The organism is Actinomadura sp. 6N118 (assembly GCF_044326415.1).
Taxonomy (GTDB): Bacteria; Actinomycetota; Actinomycetes; order Streptosporangiales; family Streptosporangiaceae; genus Spirillospora.
On the sequence record NZ_JBIRAZ010000015.1, the window covers coordinates 1 to 13,862 of the forward strand.

Sequence of the window (13,862 nt, forward strand, 5' to 3'; positions counted from 1 at the left end):
GTGGGGGGTCGTCCCCCCACAAAGACTCGCCCCCCACATAAGTCACGACTTGCTGGCCGGTGTGGTGCCCGGCTTGCGGATGGCCTTGCCGTCGGCCGCGTCGGCCTGGGTCGGAGCCCGCATGACTCTGGTCGGGACCGCGCCCACGTTGTAGTGCAAGCGGTTACGGTCCGCAGGCCATACCGTCACGGTGAGACGGAAGGCCTTGCCCTCGTTGCCATAGGCGGTGCGGATCGTCTCGAAGACCACGTCCGCCGCCGAGTCGCCGAGGGCGAAGAAACGTTTTTCGTTGTCGTCGGGAGCGCGGGCGCTGATCTCGTCGTGATAGCCCACCTCCTTGTAGCCCAACGTCTCGCCGAGATACTTCACCGCGCCCTCGGGGATGTCGTGGGCCTCCAGGAGCTTGCTGGCGCCGCCCTTGAGAGCAAAGTCCAGTGGATAGTACGAGGTCTGCATGGACCATGGTTCGTTGTCGAGGTAAATCTGCTGGTGCCGGGACACGACCTGCGTGTTCGGCTCCACCTGGAGGTACCAGGCGAGCTGCTCGGACACGACCTGGATCTCGACGCGCGGCACCGAGCTCGTCGGTGTGCGGTTCTGCCCGGCGGCGTCGCGCTTGTACCACTCGCCCTCGCCGCCGCCCGGGCCGACACCCAACTCGTCGGCCGAGAGGGTCACATGCACCGGCTCCGGCCGGAAGACGATGAACGTCCCCTTGCCCTGCTCGGAGACGACATGGCCACGGTTGGCCAGGAAGTCCAGGGCTTCGCGAATCGTGTTCCGGGACGTCTCGTACAGGCTCTGCAGCTCGCTCTCGGGTGGGAGTTTGCGCCGCCCGCCGTCCTTCTCCCGCGGGAAGTCCCCGTTCTCGATGCGTTGCAGCAGATCATCGGCGACTTCGCGCCAGCGCCGCGCTGCCATCCGGTCCGCTCCTTTCCCGCCCACACGGGGTGAGACTGCCGCGTCGAGCCTCGGGTTCGTCCCACTGAGATAGATCTTCTACTTCGCCCTAGTTGCCCTGCAAGTAGACGATCCGTAAGAGATGAACCAATTCGAGGTGTTAAGCCCTTATGAAGAGGGTATCACCGGACCACCGAACTTGTAGGTACAAGTCGACGAGTGAGGCGAGTGGGGCAAGGTTACCAGCTGAGTGACCAGATGTTCAGGATTCGTCCAACGAACCAACACCTGGTCCGGCTGTAACAGCTGATAGGGCGGACGACCTAAGGAGAGGTCGGTGGAGAGAAGCCGGGTGGAAGACACCCAAGTCCCGGAGGGCGACGACCTCACATTGACGGAGGGCAACCCGACGACGAGGGCGGACCCGTTGTTCGTCATCGAGCGGGTACCGGCCGCCGACGCCTCGCGGGGGGCCTCGTATGGATTCACGGTCGTGGTCGCGGCGGGGCTGACCGGCCTGGTGACCACAGCGGGCGTCGGGCGCTGGGCGAACGCTCCCGCGACGTGGACGCTGGCCTGCTCGGTCGTGGTGTTCGCGCTCGTTCTCGTGGCGGGTGTGTTCGTGCCGGGCCTGGGTCTCGCCAGACGCTCCTGAAGGTATGAGTGCTTCATGGGACGAAGGAATGCCAGGCGTAAGGCGATGGCCGGATCCGGCCATCGCCTTGTTCCTCGGATTCCCGTGTTCCCGCCTACTGCCGGTGAAGGGAGGAACGCTTTCTGTTTCAGCAGGGCAGGTGGATCCCGATAGAGCGGCACACTTTCACCTGACCTGATCAATACTTCCGTCTCACGGGGTCAGGGGCGGAAGGGAGACGAGTGGCCGATGTGGCCAATGTCCAGATCGGCCTGTCGTCATGGGGCGGAGAGAAAAGGACATCTTGCAATTTTTCCCTCATAATGCTTGCAAGCTGCAGAGAGGGACATTGTCGTGACTGCCCCCACTCGCCCCCTGCCACATGTTCTCCCGCAGGTAGACGCCATCCGCGGCTACATCACTCAGGTGGCCGAAGCGTTCGACGCCCGAGACCTTGACCTGCGCAACGTCTGGCTCGACCCCATGTGCCCCCGCGACGCCACGTTCATCCTGGGCACCGATGCCCTGGTGTGGAACGAGTCCGAGGGGTTCATCAGGGGACGATTCGTCTCTGGCGCCCCCGGCGAACGCACCGTGCTGGCCGATCCGGTCCCGCTCGGCGGCGGCGTTCTCCTGGAACCCGGCCACGCGGCCTGGCTGGTCGAGACCGGCCGCGTCGAGTCGCCGACCGCATACCGTGCCTACACGGCCGTGCGAGATGGCCTCGATGACAAACTGGCCGGTTACAAGGTCTGACCGCCGGCTCGGGGACAGATTCCCGGCTACGGTTCGTAACGACTCGTACACTGACAAAGCCGGGAAACTTGCGTAAAGCGGTGGCGGAAGTCGGAGGAGCCCGCCACCATTGGTTGGCGCGGCCTGCCCCGCGAAAGGGGTGTGCCTGTTTCGCACCCGCCAGTTCCTGAGTCCCTACGTCCGGAGTGATCGCATGCCCGTCCGACCTTGGCGCCTGGAGTCCACCGGGCGCGTGTCGGAAGGTTCGCTCGCGGACCTGGCCTACCAGTTCGGCGAGCAGCACGAGCGCGAAGGTGATCTGCAGCAGGCCGCCGAGTGGTTCCGCCGCGCCGCGGAGTCCGCCAGGCCCGATGCCGCGCTGAAGCTCGGCGGTGTGCTCGGCCGACTCGCCGATGAGCAGCCCGCCGGGTCACCGGACTCCTCCGAGCAGCTGCTCGCCGAGGCCACCCGCTGGCTCTCCGGGGCACAGGGCGTCACCACGCCGGACGCGATCGAGCTCGTCACCGACATGCTCAACCGGCACCAGCGCCAGGCCGCCCGCCGCGGCCTCGAACCCGCTACCGCGGGCTGAGCGCGCCCTAGGGCGTGTCTCAAAGCCAGCTGCCCTACTGCGCGACGCCCAGGCACGCACCTCGCGGAGTTGTCGTCAGTCGACGGCCAAACCCGGGCCGACTCCCTCCTCCGCCCCCGCGATGCACGCACCTGGACGCCGCTCGCTACGGGCGCCGACTCTGAGACACGCCCTAGCTGCGCACGCCTTTTTTACCTTGTCAGCGGCGAAACGCCGCGAACCGTGCGAACCGAACGGCCTTGGTCGTCGTCGGACACCAGTGAGATCGAGGCACTGGAAGGTGACGAGGTGAGCGGTCAGGAGCCCGGGTACGTTCCCCCGGACCACAAGACAACCGCGGAGTTCCAGCTCCCCGGGAAGGACGCCGAGTCGACCATGGTCGACCAGCCGGTGGACGACCCCGAGGCGACGTACGAGGACTTCCCGGAGGACGACGTGCCGCTGGCCGCCGAGCCGCCCGCGACCGTGACGGACTTCACGGTCGAAGCGCCGGAGCCGGAGCCGGCGACGGTCACGGACTTCGCGATCGAGGAGCCGGCGACTGTGACGGACTTCGCCGTCGACACGTTCGAGGAGCCCGACATTCCCGTCGCCGGTGGCGCGTTGTCGTCCCCGGTGTCGGCCGCGGAGGAGGCGACGGCGCCCCAGGCGGCGAACGAGCAGCCGGCAGTGGCGGAGGAGCCGCCGCCGGTGGTGAACGAGCAGCCGCCAGTCGCGAGCACGCAACCGCCAGTCGGGAGTGAGCAGCCGCCGGTCGGGAGCGTGCAGCCCGCCGTGCCGGACGAGCAGGATCTGTGGACCGTGCACTTCGGTGCGGAGGAGGAGACCGCGCCCGCACAGGCAGCGGCGCAGCCGCCCGCCGGGACACCGCCGTTCCTCGCGCCGCCGGCCCCCGACGTCCACCAGCAGCCCGCCGCCGCGTCGCATCAGCCGCCGCCGAACGTGCCGTCCCAGCAGCCGTTCGCGTCGCCGTCGGGCGGCGTCCCGTCGCAGCAGGCGACCTCCCCGACGCCACCGCCGCCCATGCCCGGTGCGCCGATGCCCGGGCCGCCCATGCCCGCGGCGCCGATGCCTCAGGGACCGGCGGCGCGCGGCAAGTCCCGGCGACCGATCCTCCTGGTCGCGGTCGGCGCGGTGGTGGTCATCCTCGCCGTGGCCGCGGTCGGCGCCGTGTTGTGGCAGCGTGACGGAGGGTCGAAGGAGACCGGCGCCAACAAGCCCGCCCTGTCGGTCACTCCCACCGCGAGTGCGACGCCGACCGGCACGGCCACGGGGACCGCGACGCCCACGCCGACCGGTACTGGCGCCGTGCAGCCCACGGCCCCGGTGTCGCCGGTGCCCACCGCGCCGGCGGTCGGCCCGGTGGTGTCCGGCAACGGCGTCACCTACCAGCTGATGCAGCAGGACCCGGGCTACTACGAGGGCCGGATGGTCTTCACCAACCGGACCGGCAAGCCGATGAGGTCGTGGAAGATCACGTTCGACGCGCCCGGTGCCAACGTCAAGAACATCTGGGGCGGCCGCCTCGTGCGCAAGGGCACCCGCGTCGAGATCCAGCCTCTCAAGGGCGCACCGCCGGTGCAGCCGGGCGCCACGTGGGAGATCCAGTACGGCGCCTCCGGCGCCGCGGCCAACCCGAAGGGCTGCAAGATCAACGGAAAGGCGTGCGGTTTCTGACGGGTCCGGTCAGCCGGCTTCGGCGACCGCCGCGAAGCGGCCCAGGATCAGGCTCCAGGCCTCGCCGAAGCCGCCGGGCACGGCCGCCGCGGCGGTCAGCTGCTCCGGCGGGAGCTTGTCCCAGCCCCGGTGCTCCAGCTCGACGCGCGTCAGGTTGGGGCCGAGTGCCGAGAACCGCACCTCGACCTCCGTGCCCGCGGCCGGCGGGATCTCCCAGGTGAGGGCCAGCCTGGCGGACGGCTCCCAGACCGTGACGCGGCCCCAGTCGTGCTCGGTGCCGTCGGCCCACGTCTCGTGGACGCGGCCGCCGAGGGCCTCGTCCATGTGGACCATGTCCGGTCTGCCTTCGCCGAACGAGAAGGGACGGCCAGGCCACCAGCGTCCGATGCGCCTGACGAACACCTCGAAGGTGTGGGCGCGGTCGCTGCGGACGATCGTCACCTGCTGGACGGGCTCGATGCGAGCTCCGACGTTCGGCTGGGCCATGGGAGGGGGACCTTCCGGCGGCTCTTTCGGGGTCTGGGGCATCCGCTCAACGATGCCGTCCATGCTTCCAGCCCCGGCCGGAGAAGGGTAGCTTTCGGCGATTTCAAGCCTGGACCTGGGGGTATCGGGGGAACCGTGTCGGCGGTACGGGGGACTAGGCTTTTGACCATGCGTATCGCGAGGTTCTCCGCCGAGGACGGCATGTCCTTCGGCGTGGTCGAAGAGAACACCATCGCCGCCGTCGCGGCCCATCCGTTCGGCGAGCTCGCCTTCACCGGCCAGCGGTTCCCGCTGGCCGACGTGCGGCTGCTCGCGCCCATCCTGCCCAGCAAGGTCATCGCGATCGGCAAGAACTACGCCGAGCACGCGCGCGAGATGGGCGGGGAGGCGCCCGCCGAGCCGGTGATCTTCGCCAAGCCGTCCACCGCGGTGATCGGCCCCGGTGAGGCGATCGCCTATCCCGAGAAGCTCAGCGAACGGGTCGACTTCGAGGGCGAGCTGGCCGTCGTGATCGGCCGGATGTGCCGCGAGGTGCCCGCCGCCCGCGCCGCCGACGTGATCCTCGGTTACACCTGCGCCAACGACGTGACCGCCCGGGACCTGCAGAAGAAGGACGGCCAGTGGACCCGGGCCAAGGGCTTCGACACGTTCTGCCCGCTGGGCCCGTGGATCGAGACCGACGCCGACCCGGCCGACCTCGCGATCTCCACCACCGTCAACGGCGAGGTCCGCCAGGACGCGCGGACGTCGCAGCTCTCGCATGACATCCCCACTCTTGTCGAGTACGTGAGCCAGGTCATGACCCTGCTGCCCGGCGACGTGATCCTCACCGGCACCCCGGCCGGCGTCGGGCCGCTGGAGATCGGCGACGAGGTCACGGTGACGGTCGAGGGTGTGGGGAGCCTCACCAACCGGGTCGTCGCGCGCGACTGACAAGGAGAGGCGCATGGCGTTCACCGGGTTCACCGACGAGGCGTTCGAGTTCTACGAGGGACTGCTCGCCGACAACAGCAAGACCTACTGGACAGCGCACAAGGAGACGTACGAACGCTGCGTTCGCGATCCCATGATCGAGCTGTTGGCGGAGCTGGAGCCGGAGTTCGGCGCGGCCAAGATGTTCAGGCCTTACCGGGACGTGCGCTTCAGCCACGACAAGTCGCCCTACAAGACACACCAGGGCGGATACACCAGCAGCGGGTTCTACTTCCAGGTCGACGCCGACGGCCTGATGGTCGCGGGCGGCATGTACGCGCCCACGCCCGAGCAGCTACGGCAGTACCGCGCGGCCGTGGACACCGAGTCCACGGGCAAGGCGCTGGAGGCGATCGTCGACGATCTCCGCGCCACCGGCATGGAGATCGACGGCGACCGCCTCAAGACCCGCCCGCGAGGCTTCTCCGAAGATCATCCGCGCATCGAGTTGCTCCGCCACCGGTCCCTGTACGCCCATGAGGGCTGGCCCGCCGACCCCTGGATGCGCACGCGCGAGGTCGTGGACAGGGTCCGGGAGTCCTGGCGCCGCCTCCGCCCGCTCGTGGAGTGGGGCAGCGAACACATCGGCCCGCCCGACTTCACCCGATAGCGTCCGTCGCGCGGCCGGGCCGTCCCGCCAATCGGTTTTGGTCCAGGTCCCCGGGTCCTGTATTCTCTTCGAGGCGCAGGCGACCGGAAGGCCGCCCTACCGCACTGGGGTATGGTGTAATCGGCAGCACGACTGATTCTGGTTCAGTTAGTCTAGGTTCGAGTCCTGGTACCCCAGCTGATCCCCTCGATCACGATGGTTTCGTGAGAAGCCGGTTCGAACGAGGGGGTATCGTCCGGTAAGCTGGGCGAGGCCCGAGCGGAAGATCGCAAAGGCCGAACGAAGATCCAGGCCCCCGTCGTCTAGTGGCCTAGGACGCCGCCCTCTCAAGGCGGTAACGGCGGTTCGAATCCGCTCGGGGGTACGTATGAAAAGGGCTGGCGGTTCCCACCGTCGGTCCTTTTTTGGTTGATCTGGGTTTTTTGTCATTTCGTGCTGGATTCCCGCGCCGTTTTCCGGCGCGGGAATCGGTGATTAGCGGCGGATGCCTATGCGGAGGTTGAACGCCTCAAGCGCCAAAGTGACCTCGACAAGATCTTTGGGATTGTCGAGCGAGCGCTTGGTGAGCAATTCCAGGCGGCGCAGCCGGTTGAGCACGGTGTTGCGGTGGCAGTAGAGCGACTCCGCCGCCCGGGTCGCCGATCCTTCCGCCTCCAGCCAGGCGGCGAGCGTGTCCAGCAGGAGGTCCCGGCTCGGCTGGTCGAGCGCGAGGATCGGGGCGAGCACCCGCAGTTCGAGCTCGCGCGCGAGGTCGGGGCGGACGGTCAGCATGGTCGCGGACAGCCGGTCATCCAGGGTGGCCAGGCCGTGCCCGTTGGAGAGCGTGCGCGCCGCGAGCTCGGCGAGTTGCCGGGCGCGGCCGAGTTCGGTGAGGCCCTCGACGGCGACGCTCACCCCGGTGCGGCGGCTGCCGCGGGTGGGGAGGGCGGCGCCGAACGCGGCGGCGGAGAGCTCACCCAGGACGGCCACCCCGATCGCGCTCTCGCCGTGCATCCGCCAGATCACCCGGACGCCGTGGACCCGTACGGGCAGCTCCGCCGGCTCCAGCGGTGCGGCGGGGCCGTCGGCCGGCCGCTGCACCACGACGACGTAGCGGCCCTCCTCGGGGAGCGCGAAGGCGCGCGCCACCACGTCGGCCGTGGCGTGGTCGGTCTCGCCGTTGAGCAGGGCGTCCAGCAGCGCCGCCGCGACCTGACGGCCGGGCAGCTCCGCTTCGGTGGAGCGCAGCGCCTCGAGCGCGGCGGACGAGTGCCGGTCGACCACGTCCCACGCGTCGTCGATCAGCGAGATGCTGTGCGCGGGTGACACCCCTTCTTCGAAGCCCCACTGGGTGAACGCGTCGCAGATGACCTTTCCGCCGATGTGGTAGGCGCGCAGCAGTGCCTGCATGGGCACGCCCTGGCGGGCCCGGCGCTCGCCGAGCCTGCGCGGCCAGTCGAGTGTTCCGATCCGTTCTTCGGGCGGCATCCGGAAGGCGTCGAGCGCCAGGTCGATCGATCTCCCGATCCACAACGGCGGCTCCTGCGGGGGGATCCCGCCGTGCCGGTAGGCGGGCTCGGAGGCGCGCAGTGCGCTGACGACCACGTCGGTCAGCTCTGGCAGGTGCCCGCGCAGGGCGCGCAGGGCACGTTCGCGATGAACCGCCGATTCCTCTCTGGATGCCGGGGCGGTAACTGGCCTTCGGAGTGATGTCGCATCAGTCCGGCCGGTCGGCATGTCCCTCTCCACTCTGTCTGTCTTCACATTTGGAGTAGCGGGGAAATGAATGCCTCGGGGTGGTACCCGTGAACGTTGGATCACAGGTCCAAAGACACCCAACGGGGGATGGCAATCACCGGTTGAGTCGATCCCTCCTGACCGGTTTGTAAGAGAAGGTTACATGCCGAGACTCTCGTTGTTATTGTCGGCAGAGGCCAAGGACTTGCTTGCTGCGGCCAATCGCCATGCGTCTCCCAGGTCTTTGAGACCGGCCCCGCTGTATGAGGAGGTGGCGGTCTGGCGGCATTCCGCTGATGGGGGCAAGGGGGCGTAATGCGCTTGGCGCGCCCGGAAGGAGCCAGTGGTGTGGACGCGCACCCGGCTCATCCTTCTCGGCTGCCCGTTCTCGGGACGGTCAGCGCACATGTGATGGTGCAGGTCGCGGGGGAGCACGGCGTGCCCCAGGAACGCTGCCTGGAGGGCACCGGCATCGCGCCCGCCGTCCTTGCGGACGCCAAGGCGACGATCCGGCTGGAGCAGGAGCTCGCGCTCGCCCGCAACGTCATGCGTGAGCTCGCCCACATTCCCGCGCTGGGGCTGGTCATGGCGAGCCGCTACCGGCTGAGCGTGTACGGCGTGCTCGGCTGGGGGATGCTCTGCTCGCCGTCGGTCAAGGACGCGCTGACGTTCGCGTTCCGGTACCTGGACCTGACGTACTCGTGTTGCGGCATCACCTCGGAGGAGCACGACGGTGAACTCCGGGTGGGCATCAGCAGCGCGCGGTTGCCCGCCGACGTGCGGGGGTTCTTCGCCGAGCGCTCGCTGAGCGCGACCATCCGGCTGCTGGGCGATCTGATCTCGGGGGACGACTGGCTGATCGGCGTGGAGATGGCCGGGCCGCGTCCCCCGCACGCCTGCCTGTACGAGGACACGTTCGGCGTGAAGGTGTCGTTCGGCCGGAGCATGCACGCGGTGCGGATCGACCCGGACGTGCTCAGTGAGCCGATGCCGCTCGCCAACCGGCCGATGCTGGACATGATCGAGGACCAGTGCCGGCAGCTGCTGGCTCAGCGCCGGGCCCGGCTCACGCTCCCGGACGTCCTGCGCGAGCACGTCCTGCGGCGGCTCCCCACGTTGCCGAGCATGAGCAGCGCGGCCGCCGAGCTGGGAATGAGCGAGCGCACACTGCGCCGGCGGCTGGCGGAGGAGGGCAGCTCATTCAGCGCCATCGTCACCGAGGCCCGGCGCGCGCTCGCCGAGGAACTGCTGCTCCAGGGGGTCCCGTCGCTCCATGTGGCCCGTCAGGTCGGGTTCGCCGGTCCCGCGGCGTTCACCCACGCGTTCAAACGCTGGACCGGCTCGTCCCCCCGCGAGTTCGCCGGGCGCTGAGCCTCCGCCGGTCGCTGAGCCTTCGCCGGAAGCTGGGCCTTCGCCGGACGCTGAGCCTTCGCCGGACGCTGAGCCTTCGCCGGACGCTGGGCCGGGGTCCGCGCCCGTGCCCGGGTCGTCGCCGGGGTCGTCCGTCGCGGCACCCGGATGGAGGCCGGCCGCGCGCAGCAGGGGAGCGGTCATGAGGGTGGTGATCAGCGTGACGACGACCAGGACGGTGAACAGCCGGTCGTTGATGATGCCCGCCTCGCGCCCGGTCATCAGCACCACGATCTCGGTGAGCCCGCGCGTGTTGACGAGGATTCCGAGCGCCACCGAGTCGCGGCCGGAAACCCCGGTCAGGCGCGCGCAGAGCGCCGCACCCAGGAACTTGGTCGCGATCGCCAGCGCCAGCAGCAGCCCGGTCAGCCCGGCCGTCGCCCAGGTGAGCCCCGCCGCGCCCAGATCGAACGTGAGGCCGAACAGCAGGAAGTAGAACGGCAGCAGCACGGGCCGGGCCACCGAGTTCGTCCGGTCCGCGGCGGTCTCCGCGACCGGATGGCCCGGCGGCCACGCGATCCCGAAGAGGAAGGCCCCGATGAGCGCGTGCAGCCCGAGCGCCTCGGTGATCGCCGCCGACACGGCCACCCCGGCGACCAGCACGATGCCTGCCGCAGGGCCGGGCTTGCGAAGGGCGGGAAGTGAGAGCAGGACGCGCCGCCCGGTGCCGAGCAGGACCGCGCAGTAAGCCACCGCACCGAGGGCGGTCAGTGCCAGCGCCCCCGGGCTCTGGCCGCCCGCCGTGGCGAGCGCGACGGCCAGCATCAGCCACGCGACGCCGTCGCCTCCCGCCGCCGCGAAGAGGCTCATGCGCCCCGGCAGGGTGCGGGTCAGCCTCAGGTCGGTGAGGATGCGCGCCAGCACGGGGAACGCGGTGATGCTCAGCGCGCAGCCGAGGAAGAGCGCGAACGCGGCGGGCGTGCCGGCCGGGCCGGTGTTGCCGTCGGTGAGCAGGGGAGCGGCGGCCATGCCGGTGGCGAACGGGACGGACATCGAGGCCACGGCGACCAGCACGAACGAGTGGGCCGCGCCGCGCAACCGCACGGCGGCCAGCTCGCGCCCGACCTCGAACATGAAGAGCACCAGGCCGAGCTGGGCCAGTGCCGACAACATCGGCCGCACCTGGTCCGGGAACAACCACCGCATCGTCTCGGGGGAGAGCGCGCCGAGCAGTGACGGCCCGAGCGCGATCCCGGCGAGGATCTCGCCCATGACCGGAGGCTGGCCGAGCCGTACGGCCAGCCTGCCGCCGGTCCACGCGGCCAGCAGCACCAGCGCGGCGGCGAGCAGGAAGTGCGCGCCCACCCCGAGCCCCTGATGGCCGCCTCCGGCGTTCCGGCCGTCCGAGCCGAGCGTGGTCAGGACGGCCGCCACGACGGCGGCGGGGATCCCGGCGAACAGGATGCTCACGGTCACGAGGCGGCGCCGCCCGGGCGACGTGGGCCGCGGCATGCTCCCCGCCGCGGTCTCCCGTCCCGTTCCGCCGCTCTCCCGTCCAGTTTCCCCGGCCCGTCCAGTTTCCCCGGTCCGTCCCGTTTCGCCGGTCTCCTGCCCGCTCCCCGTCATGTGGCGGGCTCTTCGGCGTCACCGAGCCGGGCCATGGCCTCGCCGACGGCGTTGGCGAACCAGTCGACCTCGGTCTCGCTGAGCGTTGCGGGCGGGGTGAAGCGCACTACGGTGTCGGTGCCGAGTGAGTGAGCGGCGATCACCCGCCGGGCCAGCAGTTCGCGCATGAACCGTCCAGCGACGCGCGGGTGCGAGAGCTCGACGCCGATCAGCAGCCCGCGCCCGCGTACCTCGCGCACGAGTTCGGGGCCGGCCGCGTGCGAGGCCTCGACGACGTGCTCGTACAGCCGCTTGCCGAGCAACTGCGCGCGCGCCGGGATCTCCTCGCGTTCGATGGTCTCCAGCGTAGCGGTGACCGCGGCCATGCCCAGCGGATAGCCCGAGAACGTAGAGCTGTGCAACCGCGGGTTGCGGTCGAGCGGCGCGAACGCGGCCTCGGTGGCGACGACGGCGCTCACCGGGAGGCACCCGCCGCCCAGCCCCTTGCCCGTCAGCAGCAGATCCGGCCGTACGCCCTCGGCATCGCATCCCCACCAGGTGCCGAGCCGGCCGAGTCCCGACTGGACCTCGTCCAGGATCAGCATCGCGCCCGCCTCGCCGCACGCGTCGGCGACCTCGCGCAGGTAACCGGGTGGCGGGATGCGCACGCCGCCCTCGCCCTGCACGGGTTCGAGGATCACGCACGCCTTGCCGCCGTCGGCGGCCAGTGCCCCCCGCAGCGCTTCGGCGTCTCCGAACGGCACGGTCGTGATGTCGGGGAGCAGGGGCCGGAACGGCGCCTGGAACGCGAGCCGGTCGGTGACGCTCAACGCGCCGAGAGTCTTGCCGTGGAAGCCGTTCGCCATCGCGATGACGCGGCGGCGGCCCCCGGCACGGGCGAGCTTGAGCGCGGCCTCGACCGCCTCGGCCCCGGTGCAGGCGAAATAGACCCGTTCCAGCCCGGCGGGGGACACGGCGGCCAAGCGCCGTGCCGCTTCGGCCAGCTCGCCGGACAGCAGGCTGCGTGTGGCCAGCGGGTGCCGGTCGAGCTGCCGCCGGACGGCGTCAAGGACGGCCGGGTGCCGATGGCCGAGGATGAAGACGCCGTAGCCACCGCAGTCGAGGTAGGACCGGTCTTCCTCGTCCCAGACCAGGGCGCCTTCGGAACGCACCTCGACGGGCTGGCCTGTCTGGCCGGCGAGCCGGGCGGCCGCCCGGCCGATGTGCCGCTCGTAGTCCGCGACGATCGTTTCGCGTGAACGCGCCGCCGTGTGCTCGGGCTCGGGCTCGGTGGTGCCCTCGGTCGTTTGCCGGGTCGTTCGCTGCGTCGCTTGCATGGTGTGTCCGCCTCCGGTCAGGGGATGAGCAGGGTCCGGGCGCCTTCGCCGCGTGCCAGCGCCTCGGCTGCCGCGCCGGCGTCGGCCAGCGGGGACCGCGCGGTGACCATGGCGGCGGGGTCCAGCTCGCCGGTGAGCGCGAGGGCGGCGTAGGTGGGAATGTCGGTGGCCGGTTCGACCGAGCCGTAGACGCAGCCCTGCAAGGTACGTGCCTGCAGGAAGAGCTCCTGCGCGCTGAACCGCACGAAGTCGTCGCGGGCACCCGCTCCTGCCACCACCACCCGGCCGCCGCGCCGGGCCAGGCTCCACGCGCTCCGGATCGTCGTCGCGCGCCCGACGCATTCGATGACGTGGTCGGCGCCGCGTCCGCCGGTGAGCTTGCGCAGCCTGCCGCCCATCGCCAGCGTGGGCGCCGCGACGTGGGTTGCGCCGAGGCGCGCGGCGAGATCGCGCTTCTCCTCGGACGGGTCGACGGCGAAGACCACCTCGGCGCCCGCGATACGCGCTCCCTGGACGGCCGACAGCCCGACGCCGCCGAGCCCGATCACGGCGACCGACTCGCCCGCCGTGACGCGCGCCGTGTTGAGCACCGCCCCCACTCCGGTGGCGACTGCGCAGCCGAGCAGGCCCGCGACGTCGAGTGGAAGGCTTTCAGGCACCGGGATGGCCGCTGCGGCGGGTACGACGGTCTCTTCGGCGAAGGCCCCGACGCCGAGGCCCGGGTAGAGCGGCGTGCCGTCGGAGAGCTCGGCGAACGGCGCCGACGGCTCGCCTACCTGGGAACACAGATGCATCTCGTCGTGCACGCAGTGCCAGCACTCGCCGCAGGGCGGGCTCCAGGTGAGCACGACCTTGTCACCGACGCGCGGCGAGCCGACTCCGCGGCCTGCCGCGATGACCGTGCCTGCGGCCTCATGGCCGAGCACCGCGGGGAACGCGCCGGGCAGGGTCCCGTCCGCGAACGAGAGATCGGAGTGGCAGAGTCCCGCGCCGGCGATGCGCACCCGCACCTGTCCCGGCCCCGGGTCGCGAAGCACGATGTCCTCGGCCTTCCATGGGCCGCCGGACTCGTGAACGATCACCGCCATTACCATGCCGTCTCCTCGTATTCGTCGCCGCCGCCGGGGTCGATTCAATGTAGGGCGAAAATCCGGGAATGCTCAAGGCTGATTTTCAACCTGATTGACATCGCATATTTTGGCGCGTTCCATTAAGGTGGCGTCACCTGGGCAGCAGGGGTATTGACGC

The 13,862-nt window shown here is 70.3% G+C and carries 12 protein-coding genes, 2 tRNA genes and 1 pseudogene; 9 read left to right on the top strand and 6 right to left on the bottom strand.

The features are described from left to right. Window positions 1-42: 42 nt before the first annotated feature. Window positions 43-921: a GntR family transcriptional regulator gene (locus ACH34W_RS33690; RefSeq protein ID WP_395965189.1), complete on the bottom strand. Its 879-nt coding sequence runs from the start codon at window positions 919-921 to the stop codon at window positions 43-45. A gap of 316 nt (window positions 922-1,237) precedes the next feature. On the opposite strand from ACH34W_RS33690, the gene ACH34W_RS33695 reads away from it, so the two are divergent. The 4 genes from ACH34W_RS33695 to ACH34W_RS33710 all read left to right on the top strand — a co-directional run bounded on the left by ACH34W_RS33695 (window position 1,238) and on the right by ACH34W_RS33710 (window position 4,538). Further along, window positions 1,238-1,555, top strand: coding sequence for a hypothetical protein (locus ACH34W_RS33695; RefSeq protein ID WP_395965190.1), 318 nt, complete (start codon window positions 1,238-1,240; stop codon window positions 1,553-1,555). A 333-nt stretch (window positions 1,556-1,888) separates the two neighbouring features. After that, window positions 1,889-2,290, top strand: coding sequence for a hypothetical protein (locus tag ACH34W_RS33700; RefSeq protein ID WP_395965191.1), 402 nt, complete (start codon window positions 1,889-1,891; stop codon window positions 2,288-2,290). A 193-nt stretch (window positions 2,291-2,483) separates the two neighbouring features. After that, window positions 2,484-2,861 carry a hypothetical protein gene (locus ACH34W_RS33705; protein ID WP_395965192.1) on the top strand — a complete coding sequence of 126 codons (378 nt, stop codon included), beginning with the start codon at window positions 2,484-2,486 and terminating at the stop codon, window positions 2,859-2,861. 288 nt (window positions 2,862-3,149) lie between these two features. Then, the gene (locus ACH34W_RS33710; RefSeq protein WP_395965193.1) at window positions 3,150-4,538 is read left to right on the top strand and encodes a cellulose binding domain-containing protein; all 1,389 of its coding nucleotides are present in this window, start codon (window positions 3,150-3,152) and stop codon (window positions 4,536-4,538) included. Window positions 4,539-4,547: 9 nt separating this feature from the next. Here the strand turns inward: ACH34W_RS33710 and ACH34W_RS33715 are convergent, their stop codons facing one another. Continuing rightward, window positions 4,548-5,024, bottom strand: coding sequence for a hypothetical protein (locus tag ACH34W_RS33715; protein ID WP_395965194.1), 477 nt, complete (start codon window positions 5,022-5,024; stop codon window positions 4,548-4,550). Between the two features lie 168 nt (window positions 5,025-5,192). Between ACH34W_RS33715 and ACH34W_RS33720 the strand changes: the two genes are divergently transcribed. The 4 genes from ACH34W_RS33720 to ACH34W_RS33735 all read left to right on the top strand — a co-directional run bounded on the left by ACH34W_RS33720 (window position 5,193) and on the right by ACH34W_RS33735 (window position 6,970). After that, complete coding sequence (locus ACH34W_RS33720; RefSeq protein ID WP_395965195.1) at window positions 5,193-5,957, top strand: fumarylacetoacetate hydrolase family protein; 765 nt, start codon at window positions 5,193-5,195, stop codon at window positions 5,955-5,957. Between the two features lie 13 nt (window positions 5,958-5,970). Next, window positions 5,971-6,606 carry a DUF2461 domain-containing protein gene (locus ACH34W_RS33725; RefSeq protein ID WP_395965196.1) on the top strand — a complete coding sequence of 212 codons (636 nt, stop codon included), beginning with the start codon at window positions 5,971-5,973 and terminating at the stop codon, window positions 6,604-6,606. Window positions 6,607-6,711: 105 nt separating this feature from the next. After that, window positions 6,712-6,783, top strand: a tRNA-Gln gene (locus ACH34W_RS33730). A gap of 114 nt (window positions 6,784-6,897) precedes the next feature. After that, window positions 6,898-6,970 (top strand) — tRNA-Glu (locus ACH34W_RS33735). A 110-nt stretch (window positions 6,971-7,080) separates the two neighbouring features. On the opposite strand, the gene ACH34W_RS33740 is transcribed toward ACH34W_RS33735, so the two are convergent. After that, window positions 7,081-8,322 (bottom strand): helix-turn-helix domain-containing protein, encoded by a 1,242-nt coding sequence (locus ACH34W_RS33740; protein WP_395965197.1) that lies wholly within the window; start codon window positions 8,320-8,322, stop codon window positions 7,081-7,083. Between the two features lie 348 nt (window positions 8,323-8,670). Here ACH34W_RS33740 and ACH34W_RS33745 point away from each other — a divergent pair, with 348 nt between their 5' ends. Continuing rightward, on the top strand, window positions 8,671-9,693 hold the full coding sequence (locus ACH34W_RS33745) for an AraC family transcriptional regulator ligand-binding domain-containing protein (protein ID WP_395965198.1): 1,023 nt from the start codon (window positions 8,671-8,673) through the stop codon (window positions 9,691-9,693). 174 nt (window positions 9,694-9,867) lie between these two features. On the opposite strand, the pseudogene ACH34W_RS33750 reads toward ACH34W_RS33745, so the two are convergent. The 3 genes and pseudogenes from ACH34W_RS33750 to ACH34W_RS33760 form a co-directional block, all read right to left on the bottom strand. Continuing rightward, window positions 9,868-11,298 (bottom strand): annotated as a pseudogene (locus tag ACH34W_RS33750) (cation:proton antiporter); the annotation flags it as partial. Next, a complete protein-coding gene (locus ACH34W_RS33755; protein ID WP_395965199.1) occupies window positions 11,295-12,614 on the bottom strand; it encodes an aspartate aminotransferase family protein in 1,320 nt (439 codons plus the stop codon). The pseudogene ACH34W_RS33750 and the gene ACH34W_RS33755, both read right to left, overlap by 4 nt. A 17-nt stretch (window positions 12,615-12,631) precedes the next feature. Further along, on the bottom strand, window positions 12,632-13,708 hold the full coding sequence (locus tag ACH34W_RS33760) for a zinc-binding dehydrogenase (RefSeq protein WP_395965200.1): 1,077 nt from the start codon (window positions 13,706-13,708) through the stop codon (window positions 12,632-12,634). Window positions 13,709-13,862: the final 154 nt, after the last annotated feature.

What these genes read in the sequence shown, in the direction of transcription:
- ACH34W_RS33690 (WP_395965189.1), bottom strand. Translation starts at nt 921, where the DNA reads ATGGCAGCGCGGCGCTGGCGCGAAGTCGCCGATGATCTGCTGCAACGC.
- ACH34W_RS33705 (WP_395965192.1), top strand. Translation starts at nt 2,484, where the DNA reads ATGCCCGTCCGACCTTGGCGCCTGGAGTCCACCGGGCGCGTGTCGGAA.
- ACH34W_RS33715 (WP_395965194.1), bottom strand. Translation starts at nt 5,024, where the DNA reads ATGGCCCAGCCGAACGTCGGAGCTCGCATCGAGCCCGTCCAGCAGGTG.
- ACH34W_RS33720 (WP_395965195.1), top strand. Translation starts at nt 5,193, where the DNA reads ATGCGTATCGCGAGGTTCTCCGCCGAGGACGGCATGTCCTTCGGCGTG.
- ACH34W_RS33725 (WP_395965196.1), top strand. Translation starts at nt 5,971, where the DNA reads ATGGCGTTCACCGGGTTCACCGACGAGGCGTTCGAGTTCTACGAGGGA.
- ACH34W_RS33740 (WP_395965197.1), bottom strand. Translation starts at nt 8,322, where the DNA reads ATGCCGACCGGCCGGACTGATGCGACATCACTCCGAAGGCCAGTTACC.
- ACH34W_RS33755 (WP_395965199.1), bottom strand. Translation starts at nt 12,614, where the DNA reads ATGCAAGCGACGCAGCGAACGACCCGGCAAACGACCGAGGGCACCACC.
- ACH34W_RS33760 (WP_395965200.1), bottom strand. Translation starts at nt 13,708, where the DNA reads ATGGTAATGGCGGTGATCGTTCACGAGTCCGGCGGCCCATGGAAGGCC.